Genomic DNA, 19,747 nt, shown 5'->3' with positions numbered 1-19,747 from the left:
TCGCTCCCCTCGGTTCCATTCTGGCACACGGGATTCTGCAACTGCTGGACGGCCTACGTCGTATGATGGGCGGACACCGCAGCTCCCGAGAGAGGCGCGGTTGCCGGCGTGGGGTTCGCGAGAAGTTTCGGAGGGTTCGGGGTTTGGGTCGGGTGCTTGCACTTGCGCTGTTGTGCTGGCTGTACGCAGCGAACGCCGCGGCACAGGGCAGCTACACGCTGTTCGAGAGCGGACCCGTGCGCCCGCTCGCGCTCTCGCCCGACGGCACGACGCTCTTCGCCTGCAACATCCCCGACGGGCGGCTCGAGATCTTCTCGCTGAGCGCAGCGGGGCTTCTGCACTCGGGGTCGGTTCCGGTCGGGCTCGAGCCGGTCGCGGTCGCGGCCCGCACGAACGGCGAGGTGTGGGTCGTCAATCACCTCTCCGACAGCATCTCGATCGTCGACGTCGCGACCCAGCGAGTGACTCGCACCCTGCTGGTGGGCGACGAGCCGCGCGACCTCGTGTTCGCGGGCGCGGCGCACGACCGGGCGTTCGTCACCGCCGCGCACCGCGGGCAGAACCGGCCGGGTGACCCGCAGCTGCTCGACGGCGGCGTGGGCCGCAGCGACGTGTGGGTGTTCGACGCGAACAACCTGGGCGCGGCGCTGGGTGGCACGCCGCTCGCGATCTTGAGCCTGTTCGGAGACACTCCGCGCGCGCTGGCAGTGACTCCCAACGGCGCGACCGTCTACGCCGCGGTGTTCCACTCCGGCGACCAGACCACCACGCTGCCCGTCGGCACCATTCCGCAGATCGGCCCCTTCCAGAGCCTGCCCACCGGCGTCTCGGACCCGAACAGCCTGCCCACGCCGGCGGTCGGGCTGATGATGCGCCAGGTGGGTCCCGTGACCTGGCAGGACGCCACCGGCGTGAACTGGGACAACCTGGTCCCGTTCTCGCTGCCCGACCACGACGTGTTCGCGCTCGACGCGAACGCGACGCCGCCGGCGCAGACCTCGGTCTACGACCACGTGGGCACGATCCTGTTCAACATGGCGGTGAATCCCATGTCCGGCTCCGTCTACGTGACCAACACCGACGCCAACAACATGGACCGCTTCGAGGGCGGCGCGGACCCGAACGTCGCTGCGCCCGAGCCGAACCTGCGCGGTGAGCTGCACAAGGCGCGCATCTCGATCCTCTCCGGCACCTCGACCGTGGCAACCCGCCACCTGAACAAGCACATCGACTACACGCTCGCCCCGGTGTCCGTGCCGGCCAGCATGAATCAGAAGAGCCTCGGGATCCCGACCGACATGGCAGTGACCTCCGACGGCGCCACGCTCTACGTGGCCGCGTTCGGCTCCCAGGAGCTGGGCGTGATCGACACCGCGGCGCTCGAGCTCGACCCGAACGATCCCAACGCGTTCCAGCCCAGCGCCGCGAGTCACATCGCGCTCTCGGCGGGCGGGCCGGGCGGCGTCGTGCTCGACGAGCCGCGCAGCCGGCTCTACGTGTACACGCGCTTCGACGACGGAATCTCCCTGGTCTCGACCGACTCGAAGAGCGAGGTCGGCCACGTGCGCGTGCACAACCCGGAGCCCGCGTCGGTCACGACCGGCCGGCGCTTCCTGTACGACACGCACCTCTCGTCCTCGAACGGCGAGGCCTCGTGCGGCTCGTGTCACGTGTTCGCCGACTTCGACTCGCTGGCCTGGGACCTGGGCGCTCCGTCGCCCGATGGCGCGGTGGCCCTGAACGACAACCCGTTCGTGAAGATCGTGGGCACGACCGGCCCGGCCGTGGTCGACGGCAGCGGAGTCACCAACGTCGATTTCCACCCGCTCAAGGGGCCGATGACCACGCAGACCCTGCGCGGCATGGTGCACAACGGGCCGATGCACTGGCGCGGCGACCGCTCGGGCGGCGGCTTCAGCAGCCGCACGCCGAACTGGGACGCCGATCCCAACGCCAACGACCCGAACCAGGCGTTCCTCAAGTTCAACGGCGCGTTCGTGAGCCTGCTGGGCCGCGACGGCCAGCTGTCGGCCGGCGACATGCAGGCGTTCGCGAGCTTCGCGCTGCAGCTCCAGCTGCCGCCGAACCCGATCCGCAACTTCGACGGCTCGTTCACCGCGGCGCAGTCCGCGGGCCTGGCCACCTTCCTGGGCGCGGCCAGCGACGGCGCCAGCAAGAACTGCGTGGGCTGTCACGTGCTCGACCCCGCGCACGGTCACTTCGGCACGAGCGGACTCACCAGCTTCTCCGCCGAGTCACAGCACTTCAAGGTGCCGCACCTGCGCAACGAGTATCAGAAGGTCGGTATGTTCGGGCGCAACCCGATCGGCTCGTTCCCGGGCCACGGCTCGCCCACGAGCGACCAGGTGCGTGGCTTCGGCTTCCTGAACGACGGCTCCTCGGACACGATCGTGAGCTTCCTGCAGGGCACGTTCTTCAGCCCGCTCGGCGGCCCCGCGGGAGACACCACGCGCGCGAACCTCGCCAGCTTCCTGTTCGCGTTCCCGTCCGACCTCGCGCCGATCGTCGGCCAGCAGGTCACTCTGCGCAGCGACAACGGCACGGATCCCGACCTGATCGCGCGCCTCGACCTGCTGGTGCAGCGCGCCAGCACGGCCTACCCGAACGCGGACCGCACCCCGAACAACGAGTGCGACCTGGTGGTGAAGGGCCGGATCGCGGGTGTGGCGCGCGGCTGGTGGATGAGCTCGCCGGGCGTCTTCACCTCGGACTCCAGCAGCGAGGGCCCGATCGCCGACGCCGACCTGCGCGCGCTCGCAGCCACCCCCGGGCAGGACCTGACCTACACCTGCGCGCCGCCCGGCTCCGGCGCGCGCCTGGGCATCGACCGTGGCGGGGTCGGCGACGACTCACCGCCCGACGGCATCCTCGACCAGCAGCAGTGCGGAGACACCGACGCAGATGGCGTGGCGACCTCGGGCGACCTGGCCCAGACGCGCGCCCTCCTGGCCGGAATCTCGAGCCCCACCGCGCCCGGCAAGTGCAACGTTGCGGGCGACCCGGGCAGCGACCCGGCGAGCTGCGACATCCTCGACGTGGCCGTCCTGAAGCGCGCTCTCGCTGGCCTTTCGCCCGCTACGACGAACGGCTGCGCGAACTGATCCGGCCGCGCGGACTCGGCTTTTCCCTCCCCTCCGGTCAGTGGATCGTCGTATCATGCCGCGGTTTGCATCGACCGCTGCCGCGGCAGAGGCGCGTTGGAGGGGATCATGGGACGCTGGCGCTGGTGTAGCTCTGTCCTGCTGTGGACCCTGCTGTGTGGCTTGCCGGGCCTCGCATCGGCCCAGGACAACTACACGCTGTTCGAGAGCGGCCCCGTGCGGCCCCTCGCGCTGTCGCCCGACAAGACCAAGCTCTTCGCCTGCAACATCCCGGACGGCCGGCTCGAGGTCTTCCAAGTCGGCGCGAGCGGTCTCCGGCTGATCGGATCCGTGCCCGTGGGTCTCGAGCCCGTCGCGGTGGCCGCGCGCTCGAACACGGAAGTCTGGGTGGTGAATCACCTCTCGGACAGCATCTCGATCGTCGACGTTCCGAACCTGAAGGTGACTCGCACGCTTTTGGTCGGTGACGAGCCGCGCGACATCGTGTTCGGTGGCACGGCGCACGACCGCGCCTTCATCACCGCCGCGCACCGCGGCCAGAACCGCCCGGGCGACCCGCAGCTGCTCGAGGGCGGCGTGGGCCGCAGCGACGTGTGGGTGTTCGACGCGAACAGCCTCGGCGCCAACCTGGGCGGTACCCCGATCGCGCTCTTGAACCTGTTCGGCGACACACCGCGCGCGCTGGCGGTGACTCCCGACGGCGGCACGGTCTACGCCGCGGTGTTCCACTCGGGCGACCAGACCACGGTCGCCCTGCAGGGCGCCATTCCGACCCCGGCACCGACCCCGGACTACGTGAACCCGGCCGGCGGCACGCTGCCTGCGCCCCAGGTCGGCGTGATGCTGAAGTACCAGTCGGACACCACCTGGGTCGACGTCAACGGCGCGACTCACACCAATCTGGTGAAGTTCACGCTGCCCGACCACGACGTGTTCGTGCTCGACGCAAACGCGACGCCGCCGGTGCAGACGGGCGTCTTCGATCACGTGGGCACGATCCTCTACAACATGGCGGTCAATCCGATCTCGGGCGTCGTGTACGTCTCGAACACCGACGCGAACAACTTCGACCGCTTCGAGGGTGGCGCGGACCCGAACACCACCCCGCCCGAGCCGAACCTGCGCGGCGAGCTGCACAAGGCGCGCATCTCGATCCTGTCCGGCAGCTCGACCGTAGCGACCCGCCACCTGAACAAGCACATCGACTACACGCTCGCCCCGGTGTCCGTGCCGGCCAGCATGAATCAGAAGAGCCTCGGGATCCCGACCGACATGGCCGTGACTCAGAACGGCGCCACGCTGTATCTGGCCGCGTTCGGCTCCCAGGAGGTCGGCGTGATCGACACCGTGGCGCTCGCGCTGCCGCCCTCGGATCCCGGCGCGTTCACGCCCAACGCCGCGAATCACATTCCGCTCAGCGCGGGCGGTCCGGGCGGGCTGGTGCTCGACGAGGGCCGCAACCGCCTCTACGTGTACACGCGCTTCGACGACGGCATCTCGATCGTGGACCCGACGGCGAAGACCGAGATCGGTCACGTCACGGTGCACAACCCCGAGAGCGCCACGATCGTGAACGGCCGGCGCTTCCTGTACGACACGCACCTGACCTCGGCCAACGGCGAGGCCTCGTGCGCGGTGTGCCACGTGTTCTCCGACTTCGACTCACTGGCCTGGGATCTGGGCCTGCCCGATCCCAACGGCGTGCTCACCAACAACAACCCGTTCGTGCGCTCGGGCCTGGCCCCGCCGCTGCCCGTGGCGATCGCGAACCTGGGCGGCAACGTGGACTTCCACCCGCTGAAAGGCCCCATGACCACGCAGACCCTGCGCGGCATGGAGCACAGCGGGCCGATGCACTGGCGCGGCGACCGATCGGGCGGGGTCAGCAGCGACCGCCAGCCGAACTGGGACGGCGATCCCGCGAACGCGCTCGACGAGACGCAGGCCTTCCAGAAATTCAATCCCGCGTTCGTGAGTCTGCTCGGGCGCGCGAGTCAGCTCAGCGCCTCGGACATGCTCGCGTACACGAATTTCATCCTGAAGGTGCAGCTCCCGCCGAACCCGATCCGCGGCTTCGACCTCTCGGTGAGCGCGTCGGCCGCGGCCGGCGCCGGCTTCTACGCGGGCGCGCCGTCGGACACGCTGAAGAACTGCAACGGCTGTCACACGCTCGACCCGTCGCAGGGCTTCTTCGGCACGGGCGGTCTCTCGACCTTCGAAGGACTGAGTCAGCACTTCAAGGTGCCGCACCTGCGCAACGCCTATCAGAAGGTCGGCATGTACGGCATGGACGGAGTCAACCTCATCACCGACCCCAACAAGCCCGGGATCCCGCTGCACGGCGACCCCAACGACATTCAGATCCGCGGCTTCGGCTACCTGAACGACGGCTCGGTCGACAACGTGGTGAGCTTCCTGAACGGCAGCGTGTTCTCGTTCCCGGCCGACACCACCAACGACCCGAACAGCAACTACAAGAACAAGGGCGCCGCGATGCGCCAGAACGTGGCGAACTTCGTGATGGCCTTCCCGAGCGACCTGGCGCCCATCGTCGGCCAGCAAGTCACGTTCACCTCGGCCAACATCAGCGATCCCAACGTGTTCAACCGGGTCTCCCTGCTCGAGACGCGCGCGGTCACCGACTACCCCGACGTCGACCGCACGCCGAACAAGGAGTGCGATCTGGTCGTGAAGGCCACGATCAACGGAGTGACTCGCGGCTGGTGGATGTCGGCTGCCAACACCTACACGCCCGACTCCTCGACCGACCCCACGCTGACCAGCACCCAGCTCAAGAACCTGGTCGGCTCGGTGCCGACCGAGCTCACCTTCACCTGCACGCCGCCGGGCTCGGGCCCGCGCATGGGCATCGACCGCGGCGGCGTGGGCGACTCGTCGCAGCCGGACGGGATCCGCGACGCGAATCAGTGCGGCGACGTGACTGCGGACGGCATCGCGGCCAGCGCGGACGTGCGGGCCGCGCGCGAGCTTTTGGCCTCGATCTCGACGCCGCTGGCGCCGGGCAAGTGCAACGTGGCAGGGCCCAACGGCTCGGGCGCGGCCAGCTGCGACATCGTGGACGTCACGGTGCTGCGGCGCGCGCTCGCCAGCCTGGGGCCGGCGCTCACGTCGGGCTGCAATCTGTAGCGAAAGAGGGAGGGAGTCGCGGAGTCAGGCAGGCTCGAGCACGACCGAGGCGCGCGCGCGTAGATCGCGTGAGGACGCGCCCGCACAGAGCTCGAACTCGCCTGGCTCCGCGACCCAATTCGCCGCCCCGGTGTCCCAGTACGCGAAGGCCCGCGGCCCCAGCGTGAACGAGACCGTGCGCGTCTCACCCGGCGCGAGCGTGAGCTTCGCGAACGCCTTCAGCTCCTGCTCGGGCCGAGCGACCTTCGACGCCACGTCGCGCACGTAGAGCTGCACGACCTCCTGGCCGGCCAGCGGACCGGCGTTGGTCACGTCGAGCGACAGCTCGAGTGACTCGTCGCCGCGCAGCCGCTCGCGCGCCGGGCGCAGGGGACCGTACTCGAAGCGCGTGTAGGAGAGCCCATGACCGAACGGCAGGCGCGGCTCGATGCGCCGCGCATCGTACCAGCGGTAGCCCACGAACAGGCCCTCGCCGTAGACGGAGCGGCCGTGCTCACCGGGCCAGTCGAGATAGGCGGGCGTGTCTTCGAGCCGCTTGGGCACGCTGTGCGGCAGGCGGCCCGACGGGTTGCGGTCGCCGAACAGCACGTCCGCCAGCGCGTTGCCGGACTCCTGGCCCGGATACCAGAGCTGGAGCGCCGCGGGCACGTGCTCGAGCAACGACAGGTCGACGGGCGCGCCCGTGTTGATCACGACCACGGTGCGCGGGTTGGCCGCCGCCACGCGCGCCGCCAGCTCGGCCTGGCGGCCCGGCAGGGCCAGAGTCACGCGGTCGTGGCCTTCGCTCTCCCACTCGTCGTTCAGCCCGAGCACGACCACCGCGGCGTCGCAGGCCGCGGCGCGCGAGACCGCGCGCTCGAGCAGGTCTGCGGGCGGCGCGGCGAGACAGCCGATCTTGAGCCCGCCGATGCCCGGCCGGTCGACGTTGGCGAACTCGACCGCCACGTCGTGGCGCCGGCCCGGCTCGAGCCGGCACGACGCGCGCTTCTCGGCCGAGCCCAGGTTGAAGAACGCGTCGCCGGGCGCCTGTTCGGTCCAGTTGTCGATCAGGAGCTTTCCGTCGACGAACAGGCGGCTCTTGCCGGCGGAGACCAGCGCGAACTCGTAGTCACCGGTGACCCCGGGCGCGAGCGCGCCCGTGACCCGCGCCGCGAAGGCGCGCGAGTCGATCTCGGGCGCGAAGCGGCCGAACCAGGTGAACGAGCCCTCGGGCGCATCGCGCAGCAGCGCGGGCGCGCCATCGAAGCCGTGCCCGTTCCAGAACTCGACCCGCAGGGGGCCGGCGAGTGACTCCGCGCCCAGCGCGGGCAGCGTCTTGTGGCTGGTGCAGCCGGGCTCGAAGTGCACGCTGACCCCGTCGCCTGCGCGCTTGCGAATGCCTTCCAAGGGAGTCACGGCGTAGTGGGGCCGTACGCGCGCGCTGCCTCCACCCTGACTCACGGCCACCGCGGCGTTCGGGCCGATCACCGCCAGGCTGCGCAGCCGGCTCGCGTCGAGCGGCAGGGTGGCGGCCTCGTTCTGGAGCAGAACGATCGCCTCGCCCGCGGCCCGGCGCGCCAGCGCGCGGTGCTCGGGCCGGTCGACGGAGCGCTCGGCCGCGGCCGCGTCGTCGAAGGCGTGTGTGCGCTCGCACAGGCGCAGGAGCCGGCGCACGGCGTCGTCGAGCGCGGACTCGGGGATCTCTCCGGCGCGCACCGCCACGGCTACCTTCGCGCCCAGGTGGCGCGCGGGGCCGGGCATCTCGAGATCGAGGCCGGCGTTCACGCTGGGCGCGGTGCTGCTCGTGCCGTACCAGTCCGAGACCACGGCGCCGTCGAAGCCCCACTCGCGCTTGAGCAGCGCGCCCAGCAGCCACGGGTGCTCGGACGCGTGCGTGCCGTTCAGCCGGTTGTAGGCCGACATGATCGACCAGCTGCCGGCCTCGCGCACCGCGGCCTCGAAGGGCACGAGATACAGCTCGCGCAGCACCCGCTCGCTCACTTCCGAGGAGATGGTCATGCGCTCGAACTCCTGGTCGTTCGCGGCGAAGTGTTTCACGCAGGTCGCGACGTTCCGGCTCTGCACGCCGCGGATGAACGCCACCGCGATACGCGCCGACAGGTGCGGATCCTCGGAGTAACACTCGAAGTTGCGGCCGCCGAGCGGCGAGCGGTGCAGGTTGACCGTGGGGCCGAGCAGCACGTGGGCGCCCTTGGTGCGGGCGTCTTCGGCGATGGCCGCGCCCACCTTCTCGACCAGCTCGGGGTTCCAGGTGGCCCCGAGCGCCGCGCCGCACGGGAACGAGGCCGAGGTCGCGCCCGCCTCGGAGAAGTTGCTGCCGCGCGCGCCCGACGGGCCGTCGGACAGCACCAGCGCCGGGACGCCGGCGCCCGGGATCGCCACGCTGTGCCACATGTCCGCCCCGGCGGTCAGGGACGCCTTCTGGTCGAGCGTGAGCTTGCCGAGGATCTCCTCGACGCGCCGCGTGTCACTCATCGCGGCGCGATCGTATCACGCGGGAAAGCGGGCGGCGCCGGGCTCGAGCTCGATGCGCAGCGCGTTCGTCAGGTACGAGACCGTGTGATAGAAGCCGGCCAGCACGACCAGCTCCACGATCTGCGCGGGGGCAAACTCGGCCGCGAGCCGCCGCCAGGTGGCGTCGTCGACGTCGCAGCGCTCGTGCAGCGCGTCGCACAGGTCGAGCAGCGCCTGGTCGCGGCCGCTCCAGGGGTGGCTGCCGTCGAGGGCGCAGGTCGCGCGCACCTCCTCGGCCGAGAGACCCGCGCGCGCGTGGAAGAACGACACGTGCACGCCCCACTCGTACTCGGAGCCGCAGCGCGCCGTGGTGCGCAGGATGGCGAGCTCGCGCTCGCGCAGCGAGATACTGCCCTTGTCGAGCAGCCCGCCGGCCAGGAAGCGCGCCAGCACGCGCGGGTTCTGCGCCAGGGTGCGGAACAGCCGCAGCGGCTCGACGCCCGGGCCCATGAGCCGGGCGAGCGTCTCTTCGAGCTCGGGCGCGTACGGGCGCGGCGCGGGGGGAATCCGGGCTTCGTCCATGGGGAACCTCCGTGCTACTGTTACCGTAGCTTACCGCTATCGAATCCGTAGCACAAGCTACGTAGCACGAGGATCCGTAGCACGAGGAGAGTCATGCCGACCCCGAGACCCGGTGCCCCGGTGCGCGGCTCGCGCACGGGCCGCCCGATCATGGCCGCGCTCGACCTGCTGGGCCGGCGCTGGGCGCTGCGCATCCTCTGGGAGCTGCGCCACGGCGCGCAGAGCTTCCGCGCGCTGCGCGCGGCGTGCGACGAGCTCTCGCCCACGGTGCTGAACCAGAGACTCGCCGAGCTGCGCGACTCGGGCCTGGTCGCGCACGAGCCCGGCGCCGGCTACTCGCTCACGTCGGCCGGCGAGTCACTCGGCCAGGCCCTCGCGCCGCTCTCCGACTGGGCCGAGCGCTGGGCGCGCCGCGCCGAGCGAAGGCCGCCCTGAGCGAGGCGGCAAGGGCCGAAGGCCCGCGCAGTGAGTCGCAGACGAACGTACGTCGGTAAGGCCTCAGGCGGCGGACTCGTCGAGCACCTCGTCGATCACGTAGGTGCCGCTGCGCGCGTCCTTGTGGATCGCGATCAGCTTGTTCTTCTGCGCGTCTTCGAGCAGGCGCGAGAACGAGCGGTAGCCGTGGTACTCCTCGTTGAAGCCCGGGTTCTTGCGCTTCATGGTCTCCTTCACGAGTGAGCCGTGCAGCTCCCGGTTCTCGCGCTGCAGCGCCTCGACCGCTTCGAGCAGCATGTCGAAAGCCTCCTGCTGCTTCTTGGGCAGCTCCTTGGCCTTGGGCGAGGGCGGCTTGCGCTCCACGGTGCGGCGCACGAGGTCGTCGTAGTAGATGAACTCGTCGCAGTGCTCGATGAACATGGGCGAGGTCGAGTTCTTGACCCCGCAGCCGATCGTGTGCCGGTTGTTCTCGCGCAGCTTCGCGACCAGCGGCGAGAAGTCGGAGTCGCCCGACACGATCGTGAACGTGTCGATGTGGGGCTTGGTGTACGAGAGCTCGAGCGCGTCGACCACCATCTTGATGTCGGCGCTGTTCTTGCCGGTGAGCTTCGAGCCCGGCATCTCGATCAGCTCGACGCCGTTCTCGTGCAGCGGCCGCCGGTAGTCCGGGTACTTGGTCCAGTCCGCGTAGGCGCGGCGAGTCACCACGTTGCCCTTGTCGACCATGCGCTTCAGCACGAGCGACGCATCGAACACTTTGTAGCGGGCGTCGCGGCAGCCGATCACCACGTTCTCGAGGTCGAAATAGACGGCGACGTTGTGCGATCCGTCCGGCGCTGTCCCCATGTGTTCACTCCCTTTCGCGCGGCGAGTCTATAGCACGCGCCCGAAAGCGCGAAGCGCAAAGCCGCCGGCGCCGATGAGAGGAGCCACGAAACGCCGCTGGAGGACCCGCACGTGACTTCGCCCCGCGCTCTCGCTCCGACCGCCCTGTGCGCCGCCCTGCTCTGCCTGGGCGCCGCCGCCACGGCCCGCGCGCAGGCCTACCCGCTGCGCATCGCCATCCACGGCGTCCAGCAGAAGGACGTGCCGAACGGGTCGAAGGCGGCGCGCGTGGCGATCAGCTCGGCCGACATCTTCGCCGGCTGCGTGGGCACCCCGCCGACGAAGACCCAGGACCTGTACGTGTTCCTGCCCGACTGCACCGAGCTCGGCACCGCCTCGATCGACGCGATCGACGTCGACACCTCGAACGTGATCCAGGAGATCGGCACCGTCACCTTCGACGTGGACAACGCGGTCTACACCTCGACGGGCTTCACCACCAAGCGCAGCGCCATGCCGATCACATTCGACATCGAGTGCACGGGCGGCCCCAACCTCCTCGTGAGCGGCATCGCCGACGTGAGCTACACGCCGGTCGACGAGATCTTCTTCTGCGCACAGACGGTGAAGGTGCGAGTGACCGGCCTGGCCGCGATGCCCTCCGGCGGCGTGCTGGTGGACGACGGCTCGACCTTCCAGCTCAAGAAGGCGAACCCGGCAGTCACCCTGCCGTAGCAGGCGAAAGCCCTTCGCCGGAACGAGCTTGAGCCCCGCCGTTGCCTGGCGGAAGATGGCCTCTCACCCCCAAACCCGAGGAGAGAGCCCATGGTCCGCTACGCATTTCTATCCGCCGCGGCGCTGCTCGTGGCCGCGTCTCCGCTCCATGCCCACGCGGGCTCCACCGTCGTCACGGCACACTCGCTCAGCATGACGTTCAAGATCACGAGCCAGGGAGAGACCAACGGCGGCGAGGACCGGGTCGACCGGAGCACCCGGAAGGACAAGGACCTGTTCGATCTGTGCACGGGAAGCTCCCCGACGAAGAACCAGGGAATCTTCCTGTTCCTGAACTGCACCGACCCGAACATGAACGAGATCGACGCGATCTCGACCCAGCCGCTCACGGGCCTCGCCAACATCGGCGAGATCACGTTCGGTGACCCGATGGTCGACTCCACGAAGAACGGCGACCTGAAGACCGCGAGCTTCCCGGTGACCATCGACCTGAGCTGCAACACGGGCGCACTGGTCGCGACGTTGCACGGCATCATGGACATCAAGTACTCGGCGCTCTCGGGTGGAGGCCAGGTCTGCCCGGAGTCCGCGACCGTGAAGATCACGGGGTCGGCCACGAGCAACAATCTCGGGCTTCCCGCGTCCTTCATTCTCGACGACGGCTCCCTGATCAAGGCCAAGAATCGCGACGGCGCGATCGCGACGCTGCCTCCTTTCCCGTAAACCCGAGGGTCCGGGTCGAGTAAGATGGCTCTCTCACCACTCGGGAGAGAGAGTCATGACGTTCCGCGTCGCTACCGGCCTCGCGTCCGCCGCACTGCTGCTCGCGTTCGGCGCTCGTCCTGCTCACGCAGGCGGCTCGATCACCGCTCACGAGCTCACCATGACCCTCAAGCTCGCGAGTCAGGGAGAGAGCAACTCCGGTGACGGCCGCATGGACCGCACCTCGCTCGACGTCAAGGACGTGTTCGAGGTGTGCACGGGCGCCCGGCCGACGAAGACCCAGGGGATCTTCCTGTTCATGAACTGCGGCGAGCTCACGAACAACACGATCGCGGCCATCGACACGCAGCCGTTCGGCGAGCTCGCGCCGGTGGGCGGTCTCTCGCTCAACGGTCCACTGATCAGCGTCACGAAGAACGGCGACACGAAGTCGGTCACCATGCCCGCGACGCTGCAGATCTCCTGCGACGCCGGCATGGGCGGGCTGGCGCTGATCGCACCGGGAGTCCTCACGCTGAAGTACTCCGCGCTCGGTGGCACGACCTGCCCCGAGTCCGCCACGCTGAAGGTCACTGGCAGCGGCGGCAGCTCCAGCGTCGGCTTGCCCGGGAGCTTCATCGTCGACGACGGCACGGCGGTGAAGGCCAAGAACCGCGACGGCGCGATCGCGAGCTTTCCAGTGCCCTTCTGACCGGGTGCCGGAAAACGTTCCCGCCGGCGGGTTATGCTCGCGGCACGGGAGGACTCCACATGGCTGGCAAGCTTTCGGGCAAGGTCGCGCTCGTGACGGGCGCCGCTTCGGGGATCGGTCGGGCGAGCGCTCTGGAGCTGGGGCGGCTGGGCGCGCGAGTCACCTGCGCGGACTTGAACGCGGAAGGCGCGGAGTCCGCCGCAAAGGAGATCACCAAGGGCGGCGGCGAGGCCGTCGGCCTCCGGCTCGACGTGACCGACCCCGCCGACAACCAGCGCGCGGTCGACGCCACGCTGAAACGCTTCGGCTCGCTCGACCTCGCGCACCTGAACGCCGGCATCGCGGCCACCTCGAACGTGCTCGACACCACGCTCGACGAGTGGAGCCGCACGATCGCCGTGAACCTCTCGGGCGTGTTCTACGGCCTCCAGGCCAGCGCGCGCGCCATGCGCGACGGCCGCAAAGGCGGCTCGATCGTGATCACCTCCTCCGACGCGGGCCTGCGCGGCGGCGGCGGCATGGGCAGCTACTGCGCGTCGAAGCACGGCGTGCTCGGACTCATGAAGTGCGCGGTCGGCGACCTGTCACAGCACAAGATCCGCGTGAACGCGATCTGCCCGGGCGTGATCGACACGCCGATCCTCGGCCCCCTGCACAAGAACAAGGTGTTCACCGAGGGCCCGCTCGCGGCGGCGCACCCGCTGGGCCGCGTGGGTCAGCCGGAGGAGATCGGCCGCGTGGTCGCATTCCTGCTCTCCGACGACGCGTCGTTCGTCACCGGCGTGGCGCTCTCGATCGACGGCGGGCTGAACGCCGTGTTCGGCGCGTTCGGGAACCAGGGCGACAACGTGCTGGAGAAGATCAACGGCTGAAGCGTCAGCTGACGCGGCGCGCGTGACCCTTCCAGTACGGCTCGCGCAGGTCCTTCTTCAGCACCTTGCCGCTGGGGTTGCGCGGCAGCTCGGCGATGAAGTCGACCGAGCGCGGGCGCTTGTAGCTCGCGAGTGACTGGCGCGCGTGGTCGATCAGCTCCGCCTCGGTCGCCTGCGCGCCCTTGCGCAGCACCACGATCGCCTTCACGACCTCGCCCCACTGCGCGTCGGGCACGCCGATCACCGCGGCATCGGCCACGGCCGGGTGTTTGAACAGCACGTCTTCGACCTCGCGCGGATACACGTTCTCGCCGCCCGAGACGATCATGTCCTTCAGCCGGTCCTGGATGAACACGTAGCCTTCGTCGTCCATGCTCGCGGCGTCGCCGGTGTGCATCCAGCCGCCGCGCAGCGCCTCGGCGCTCGGGCCTTCGAGGTTCCAGTAGCCGCGCATGACCTGCGGGCCGCGCACGAGGATCTCGCCGATCTCGCCGCGCGGCAGCTCCGCGTCGTCGGGCCCGGCGATGATCACGTCGGTGCCGGGCAGCGCGCGTCCGCACGAGAGCAGGAGCTCCGGCTTGCCGCGCAGCGCGCGCTCGTGATCACTCATCAAGAGGAAGGTGGCGGCCGCGGTCGTCTCGGTCATGCCGAAGCCCTGCGCGAAGCCGCAGCCGAACACCTCGATCGCGCGGCGCAGTGTCTCGACCGCGATCGGCGACGCGCCGTAGATGATGGTGCGCAGTGACTCGTAGCGGCGCTGCGCGACGTCGGGCACGCCGACCAGACACGCCTGGATCATGGCCGGGACGAGCGTGCCCGCGACGATCCCCTCCTCGGAGAGCACGCGCACGACCTCGGCGGGGACGAAGTCCTCGAGGATGTACAGGCAGCCGCCCTCCTGCACGATCCAGAACGAGGAGACCGCGGCCGCAGCGTGGTACATCGGCGCGACGACCAGATAGCGGTCGCCGTGACCGAGCGAGGTGACCGAGCCGATCTGCGCCGCGTTGGCCGTCACCGAGCGGTGTTGCAGGATCGCGCCCTTGGGCCGGCCGGTCGTGCCGCTGGTGTACATCTGGTACACGTCGGCGGAGTCGGCCACGAAGCGCTCGGGCGCGCTCGTGGCGGCGCGCGCCACCCAGGGCTCGTACGCCTCCCAGCCCGGGGGCGGCGTGGCGTCGAGCGCCAGGCAGCGCTTGACCGAGCCGAGCTCGCGCCGCACCGGGTCGATCGCGCCGGCCAGCGCGCCGCGCGCGAACAGGAGCTCGGCGCCCGCGTCGTTCACGATGTAACTCCACTCCGCGGGCGCGAGCCGGAAGTTCAGCGGCACCGGCACGACGCCGGCCTTCGCGGCCCCGAAGTAGAACAGCGCGTACTCGGCGCAGTTCTTGGACAGGAACGCGACGCGCGCGCCCGGAGCCAGGCCCTCGGCGAGCAGCGCATTCGCGATCTGGTTCGAGCGGTCGCGCGCCTCGCGGTAGCTGATCTCACGCCCGGCAAACCAGGCGAACGGGTGGTTCGGGCGCTCGCGCGCGTGCCAGTCGAGGTGGTCGAAGAGTCGCATGGTGGTTCCAGTATATGATCGGCGCCGTGGACGAACACGAGGCCCTGCGCGCCGAGCTGCGCGAGTGGATCCGCAGCAACCACCCCGGCGACCCGGGCTGGAAGCTGCCCCAGAGCGCCCTCGAGGTGGCCGAGGACCGCCAGTTCGACTGGCTGCGCGACTGGCAGCGGCGCCTGTACGACGCGGGCTGGGTGGGCGCGGAGTGGCCGAGTGAGTTCGGCGGCGGCGGCCGGCCGCGCGGCACGCAACGGGTGATCGACCAGGAGCTCGCGCGCGGGCGCGCGCCGTTCCTGCTCAACCTGGTGGGCCTGTCGTGGGCCGGGCCGGTCATCCTGCGCTACGGCACGGAGTCACAGAAGAAGCGACTGATCCGGCCGCTCCTGCGCTGCGACGAGATCTGGTGCCAGGGCTTCAGCGAGCCGGGCGCGGGCAGCGACCTGGCGTCGCTGCGCACGCGGGCGACGCGCGCAGGCGCCGACTGGGCGATCGAAGGTCACAAGGTCTGGACCACGCTGGGCCGCTACGCCGATTGGTGCATCCTGCTCGCGCGCACCGACGATGCGGGCGCGAAGCACGCCGGCATCTCGTACTTCCTCGCGCCGATGAAGCTGCCCGGGGTCGAGGTGCAGCCGCTGGTCAAGATGACCGGCGAGGGCGGCTTCAACCAGGTGATCTGGAGCGGCGCGCGCATCCCGGGCGACTCACTCTTGGGCCGCGAGGGCCAGGGCTGGGAGATCGCCATGGCCACGCTCTCGTTCGAGCGCGGCGCGTCGGAAGGCTCGGCCGGCGGCCAGGGCGGCGGCGCGGAGCAGGTCGCGGCGCTGGTGCGCCTGCTGCGCGGGCTCGAGCGCGACGGCGGCGCCGTGCTGTCCGATCCGGTCGTGCGCGACCGACTCAGCGCGTTCTGGATCGACGAGACGGCGCTGCGCGCGAACGCGGCGCGCGCGCGCGTGCCGGCGCTGGTGAGCGACCGGCCGGAGGCGCTGCCGCTCATGTCGAAGCTCGCGAGCTCCGAGCAGGGGCAGGCGCTGTCCGACTTCGCCTGCGAGCTCTTGGGTGGCGACGCGGGCTTGTGGATCGGTGACCCGCACGTGCCGGCGAACGCCGAGTGGCAGCGCTCGTATCTCAACTCGTTTGCGATGACCATCGCGGGCGGCACGAGCGAGATCCTGCGCAACATCCTGGGCGAGCGCGCGCTCGGCCTGCCGAAGACGCGATGAACCCGGCGGTGCGCTGCGACGAAGAGCACGCGCTGCTGCGCACCGAGGCGCGGCGCTGGCTCGACGAGCGCTTCCCGATCGCGCGCGTGCGGGCGCTGGCGGAGACTGACTCGGGCGAGGACCCGGCGGACTGGCGGGAGCTCGCGGCGCTGGGCTGGCTGGGCCTGTGCGTGCCCGAGAAGCACGGCGGCGCGGGGCTGGGCGCAGTGCACCTGGCCGTGCTGCTCGAGGAGACCGGCCGGCGGCTCCTGCCCTGCCCGCTCTTGTCGTCGACGCTCGCGGCGCTCGTGCTCGTGCAGAGCGGATCCGAGGAGCAGAGAGCGCGCTGGCTGCCGCCCCTGGTGTCCGGTGAGTCGCGCTTCGCACTGGCCACCGAGCCTCGCCACGTGTGGGGCGCAGCGCTCGCGGACCGGCTGGTGGCGCGGGTGGGCGAGGACTTCGCAGTCTTGGACGCACGCGCGACGGGCGTCGAGCCGGAAGTCGTGCTCGATCGGACGCGCCGCGCCGGCCGCCTGGGGCGCGTCAGTGCCGGACCGGGCGAGAAGCTGCCCGCGAGCGCGGGCGAAGCGCTCGCGCGACTCACTCCATGGGCCTGTCTCGCGCTCGCCGCGGAGATGGCGGGCGGCGCCGATGCCCTGCTCACCCTGACTTCGGCCTACACCGCCACGCGCGAGCAGTTCGGCAAGCCGATCGGCTCGTTCCAGGCGGTGAAGCACCCGCTCGTGAACGTGCTGATCGGCGTGGAGGGCCTGCGCTCGCTCGTGTACGCGGCGGCCACGGCGCTCGACGCGGGCGACCCCGACGCCGAGACGCTCGCGCGCATGGCCAAGGCCAAGGCCTGCGACGTGTACGTGTTCGCGGCCTCGCGCGCCGTGCAGCTGCACGGCGGCTTCGGCTTCACGCTCGACTGCGACGCGCACCTGTATCTGAAGCGCGCGCAGACCACGCGCCCGACCTTCGGCGACGCCATGCACCAGCGTCGCTGGCTCGCCGAGAAACTGCTGGGCCCAGCGCCCTAGGGAGACACCATGAAAGCTGCCGTGATGCGCGCCTTCAAACAGCCCCTGACGATCGAGGACATCGACATCAGCCGGCCGGGACCGCGCGAAGTGCTGGTGCACACCGTCGCCACAGGGGTGTGCCACAGCGACCTGCACGTGAGTGACGCGGCGCTGCCCGTGCCGCCGCCGCTCGTGCTCGGTCACGAGCCCGCGGGCATCGTCGAGGCCGTGGGCGAGCTCGTGACCCACGTGAAGCCCGGCGACCACGTGATCGGCTGTCTGTCCGCGTTCTGCGGCAACTGCGAGTACTGCCTCTCGGGCCGGCCCAACATGTGCGGCGGCGCCGCGACCATGCGCCCGCGCGAGGCGCCGCCCCGGCTGTCGAAGGACGGCGCCACGATCAACCAGTTCGCGCACCTGTCGTCGTTCGCCGAGAAGATGTTGGTGCACGAGAACGCCGTGGTGAAGATCCGCAACGACATGCCGCTCGACCGGGCGGCCTTGATTGGCTGCGGAGTCACGACCGGCGTCGGCGCGGCGCTGAACACCGCCCAGGTGCGCGCCGGCACCACCTGCGTGGTGATCGGCTGCGGCGGCGTGGGCCTCGCGGCGATCCAGGGCTGCCGGATCGCGGGCGCGGCGCGCATCATCGCGGTCGACACCATGCCCTGGAAGCTCGAGCTGGCCAAGACGCTCGGCGCGACCGACGGCGTGAACGCGAAGGACAACGACGCCGTCGCGGGCGTCCAGTCACTCCTGGGCGGGGGTGCCGACTACGCCTTCGAGTGCATCGGCACCAAGCAGACCTGCGCGCAGGCCCTCGCCATGGTGAAGAAGGGCGGCACGGCGATCTGGGTCGGCGTGGTGCCGATCGGCCAGACCGTCGACGTGCCCGCGCTCGACGTCGTGATCAGCGGCAAGAAGATCCTGGGCTCGATGATGGGCGACAACCGCTTCCGCGTGGACATGCCGCGCTACGTCGACTTCTATCTCTCGGGCCAGCTCAAGCTCGACGAGATGATCTCGGCGCGGCTCAAGCTCGACCAGGTGAATCACGCCTTCGAGGAGATGCGCAAAGGCACCGCGGCCCGCAGCGTGATCGTCTTCGACGCCTGACACGGAGTCACCCATGGCCGACACCCGCATGAGCCGCAGCGAGCGCGAGGCCTTCCTGGCCGCCGTGCGCGTCGGAGTCCTCTCGATCGAGGAGCGCGGCCGCGGCCCGCTCACCGTGCCCGTCTGGTACGGCTACGAGCCCGGCGGCGAAGTCTGGTTCGTGACCGACCGCGACTCGCGCAAGGGCAAGCTGCTCCTGTCCGTGGACCGCATCAGCCTGTGCGTGCAGACCGAGACGCCGCCGTACAAGTACCTGTCCGTCGAAGGCCGCATCGCCGGCATCGAGCGCGCCGACCTCGAGCGACACCGCCGCGTGTTGGCCCACCGCTACCTGGGCAAGGAGATGGGCGATGCCTACCTCGCCCAGAGCGGGAGCGGCGACGGCGACATCCTGGTGCGGCTGCGGCCGGAGCGGTGGCTCAGCGTGGACTATGGGAAGGCGTTCGGGTGAGAGTCACGCCGCGGGACGAGATCGGCGGGCCTGGGGCGGGGCGCCCGCGGCCTCGGAAGCCGGGGCTCTGGCTGCCTTGGGCAAAGCGAGCGGCGGCCCCCAAGGAATTTGGCGCATCGAAGGGTCAAGGCGGACCGGATTCTACGGCAGCCGATGGCCCGGGCAGCTCGGGAGATGCACATCGCCAGCCGCCTCGCGGGTTTCTCTCGGATTGTGCGAGTAGCTCCCGGAACCCTGTGATAAGCTCCGCGGCGGTAGCCTCCATTCTGGAGGTGTTTGCAAGGGCTCCGCCGCCGGAAATGCCGGCCCGGAGTCAAGGCGAGTAGGGTGCCCCCCGGTCCTAGGAGAGGACCCGGCACCGAGGTATCTGTTTTGGGTAAGAAGCTCTACGTCGGGAACCTTCCGTACACCACCAACGACGCGGATCTCCGTGCGCTCTTCGAGAAGCACGGCCGGGTCGAGTCGGCCAACGTGATCTCGGATCGCGAGACGGGCCGATCGCGAGGCTTCGGCTTCGTCGAGATGGAATCCGAAGCTGCCGAGACGGCGCGCAACGCGCTCGACGGTCAGGACTTTGGCGGCCGCAAGCTGCGCGTCAGCGAAGCGAACGAGCGCCGTGGTCCCGGTGGTCCCGGCGGTCCGCGCGGTGGTGGGCCGCGCGGCGGCGGTGGCGGGTTCCGCGACCGCGATCGCGACCGCTATTAAGTCAGGCTCCTGATCGCCGCGCGGGTGCCCCCCGCGCGGCGGGTTTTCCTGCGCGTGTCCCCGGCCGCCGCTTGGCGGCGGCTGATGCTCGACCCCTGTCCGGC

General features: G+C 70.3%; 16 protein-coding genes. 12 read left to right on the top strand and 4 right to left on the bottom strand.

What is annotated here, in order from left to right; translation table 11 throughout:
• Positions 1-152 precede the first annotated feature (152 nt).
• Positions 153-3,122, top strand: coding sequence for a hypothetical protein (locus tag VMR86_06735; GenBank protein ID HTO06737.1), 2,970 nt, complete (start codon positions 153-155; stop codon positions 3,120-3,122).
• 108 nt (positions 3,123-3,230) lie between these two features.
• On the top strand, positions 3,231-6,269 hold the full coding sequence (locus VMR86_06730) for a hypothetical protein (GenBank protein ID HTO06736.1): 3,039 nt from the start codon (positions 3,231-3,233) through the stop codon (positions 6,267-6,269).
• A gap of 24 nt (positions 6,270-6,293) precedes the next feature.
• On the opposite strand, the gene VMR86_06725 is transcribed toward VMR86_06730, so the two are convergent.
• Together VMR86_06725 and VMR86_06720 are read right to left on the bottom strand one after the other, a co-directional pair.
• Entirely contained in the window at positions 6,294-8,744 is a 2,451-nt protein-coding gene (locus VMR86_06725) for a glycoside hydrolase family 3 C-terminal domain-containing protein (protein HTO06735.1), read from the bottom strand.
• Positions 8,745-8,759: 15 nt separating this feature from the next.
• Positions 8,760-9,305, bottom strand: a complete 546-nt coding sequence (locus VMR86_06720) for a carboxymuconolactone decarboxylase family protein (protein ID HTO06734.1) — start codon at positions 9,303-9,305, stop codon at positions 8,760-8,762.
• 93 nt (positions 9,306-9,398) lie between these two features.
• Between VMR86_06720 and VMR86_06715 the strand changes: the two genes are divergently transcribed.
• On the top strand, positions 9,399-9,740 hold the full coding sequence (locus VMR86_06715) for a helix-turn-helix domain-containing protein (protein HTO06733.1): 342 nt from the start codon (positions 9,399-9,401) through the stop codon (positions 9,738-9,740).
• 63 nt (positions 9,741-9,803) lie between these two features.
• Here the strand turns inward: VMR86_06715 and VMR86_06710 are convergent, their stop codons facing one another.
• Positions 9,804-10,586 (bottom strand): NYN domain-containing protein, encoded by a 783-nt coding sequence (locus VMR86_06710; protein HTO06732.1) that lies wholly within the window; start codon positions 10,584-10,586, stop codon positions 9,804-9,806.
• Between the two features lie 111 nt (positions 10,587-10,697).
• Between VMR86_06710 and VMR86_06705 the strand changes: the two genes are divergently transcribed.
• The 4 genes from VMR86_06705 (at position 10,698) to VMR86_06690 (ending at position 13,586) form a co-directional block, all read left to right on the top strand.
• Entirely contained in the window at positions 10,698-11,300 is a 603-nt protein-coding gene (locus tag VMR86_06705) for a hypothetical protein (GenBank protein ID HTO06731.1), read from the top strand.
• Between the two features lie 90 nt (positions 11,301-11,390).
• A complete protein-coding gene (locus VMR86_06700) occupies positions 11,391-12,023 on the top strand; it encodes a hypothetical protein (GenBank protein HTO06730.1) in 633 nt (210 codons plus the stop codon).
• Between the two features lie 160 nt (positions 12,024-12,183).
• Entirely contained in the window at positions 12,184-12,714 is a 531-nt protein-coding gene (locus tag VMR86_06695) for a hypothetical protein (protein HTO06729.1), read from the top strand.
• A 59-nt stretch (positions 12,715-12,773) separates the two neighbouring features.
• Entirely contained in the window at positions 12,774-13,586 is an 813-nt protein-coding gene (locus tag VMR86_06690) for an SDR family NAD(P)-dependent oxidoreductase (GenBank protein ID HTO06728.1), read from the top strand.
• A 4-nt stretch (positions 13,587-13,590) separates the two neighbouring features.
• Here the strand turns inward: VMR86_06690 and VMR86_06685 are convergent, their stop codons facing one another.
• Entirely contained in the window at positions 13,591-15,150 is a 1,560-nt protein-coding gene (locus tag VMR86_06685) for a long-chain-fatty-acid--CoA ligase (GenBank protein ID HTO06727.1), read from the bottom strand.
• Between the two features lie 26 nt (positions 15,151-15,176).
• Between VMR86_06685 and VMR86_06680 the strand changes: the two genes are divergently transcribed.
• The 5 genes from VMR86_06680 (at position 15,177) to VMR86_06660 (ending at position 19,643) form a co-directional block, all read left to right on the top strand.
• Positions 15,177-16,370 (top strand): acyl-CoA dehydrogenase family protein, encoded by a 1,194-nt coding sequence (locus tag VMR86_06680; protein HTO06726.1) that lies wholly within the window; start codon positions 15,177-15,179, stop codon positions 16,368-16,370.
• The gene (locus VMR86_06675) at positions 16,367-17,389 is read left to right on the top strand and encodes an acyl-CoA dehydrogenase family protein (protein ID HTO06725.1); all 1,023 of its coding nucleotides are present in this window, start codon (positions 16,367-16,369) and stop codon (positions 17,387-17,389) included. Before VMR86_06680 ends, VMR86_06675 begins: the two co-directional genes overlap by 4 nt.
• A 9-nt stretch (positions 17,390-17,398) precedes the next feature.
• Entirely contained in the window at positions 17,399-18,487 is a 1,089-nt protein-coding gene (locus VMR86_06670) for a Zn-dependent alcohol dehydrogenase (GenBank protein ID HTO06724.1), read from the top strand.
• A 13-nt stretch (positions 18,488-18,500) separates the two neighbouring features.
• Complete coding sequence (locus VMR86_06665; protein ID HTO06723.1) at positions 18,501-18,938, top strand: pyridoxamine 5'-phosphate oxidase family protein; 438 nt, start codon at positions 18,501-18,503, stop codon at positions 18,936-18,938.
• Positions 18,939-19,265: 327 nt separating this feature from the next.
• Positions 19,266-19,643 (top strand): RNA-binding protein, encoded by a 378-nt coding sequence (locus VMR86_06660; protein HTO06722.1) that lies wholly within the window; start codon positions 19,266-19,268, stop codon positions 19,641-19,643.
• The last annotated feature ends 104 nt before the right edge of the window (positions 19,644-19,747 follow it).

The organism is Myxococcota bacterium, assembly GCA_035498015.1.
Taxonomy (GTDB): domain Bacteria; phylum Myxococcota_A; class UBA9160; order SZUA-336; family SZUA-336; genus VGRW01.
The sequence above is the reverse complement of the archived record's forward strand: the minus strand, read 5'-3'. Positions and strand labels throughout refer to the sequence as shown.

Bases quoted from the DNA above. Each gene is read 5' to 3' on its own strand.
- VMR86_06730 (HTO06736.1), top strand. From the start codon at position 3,231: ATGGGACGCTGGCGCTGGTGTAGCTCTGTCCTGCTGTGGACCCTGCTG.
- VMR86_06725 (HTO06735.1), bottom strand. From the start codon at position 8,744: ATGAGTGACACGCGGCGCGTCGAGGAGATCCTCGGCAAGCTCACGCTC.
- VMR86_06720 (HTO06734.1), bottom strand. From the start codon at position 9,305: ATGGACGAAGCCCGGATTCCCCCCGCGCCGCGCCCGTACGCGCCCGAG.
- VMR86_06715 (HTO06733.1), top strand. From the start codon at position 9,399: ATGCCGACCCCGAGACCCGGTGCCCCGGTGCGCGGCTCGCGCACGGGC.
- VMR86_06710 (HTO06732.1), bottom strand. From the start codon at position 10,586: ATGGGGACAGCGCCGGACGGATCGCACAACGTCGCCGTCTATTTCGAC.
- VMR86_06700 (HTO06730.1), top strand. From the start codon at position 11,391: ATGGTCCGCTACGCATTTCTATCCGCCGCGGCGCTGCTCGTGGCCGCG.
- VMR86_06695 (HTO06729.1), top strand. From the start codon at position 12,184: ATGACCCTCAAGCTCGCGAGTCAGGGAGAGAGCAACTCCGGTGACGGC.
- VMR86_06690 (HTO06728.1), top strand. From the start codon at position 12,774: ATGGCTGGCAAGCTTTCGGGCAAGGTCGCGCTCGTGACGGGCGCCGCT.
- VMR86_06685 (HTO06727.1), bottom strand. From the start codon at position 15,150: ATGCGACTCTTCGACCACCTCGACTGGCACGCGCGCGAGCGCCCGAAC.
- VMR86_06675 (HTO06725.1), top strand. From the start codon at position 16,367: ATGAACCCGGCGGTGCGCTGCGACGAAGAGCACGCGCTGCTGCGCACC.
- VMR86_06670 (HTO06724.1), top strand. From the start codon at position 17,399: ATGAAAGCTGCCGTGATGCGCGCCTTCAAACAGCCCCTGACGATCGAG.
- VMR86_06665 (HTO06723.1), top strand. From the start codon at position 18,501: ATGGCCGACACCCGCATGAGCCGCAGCGAGCGCGAGGCCTTCCTGGCC.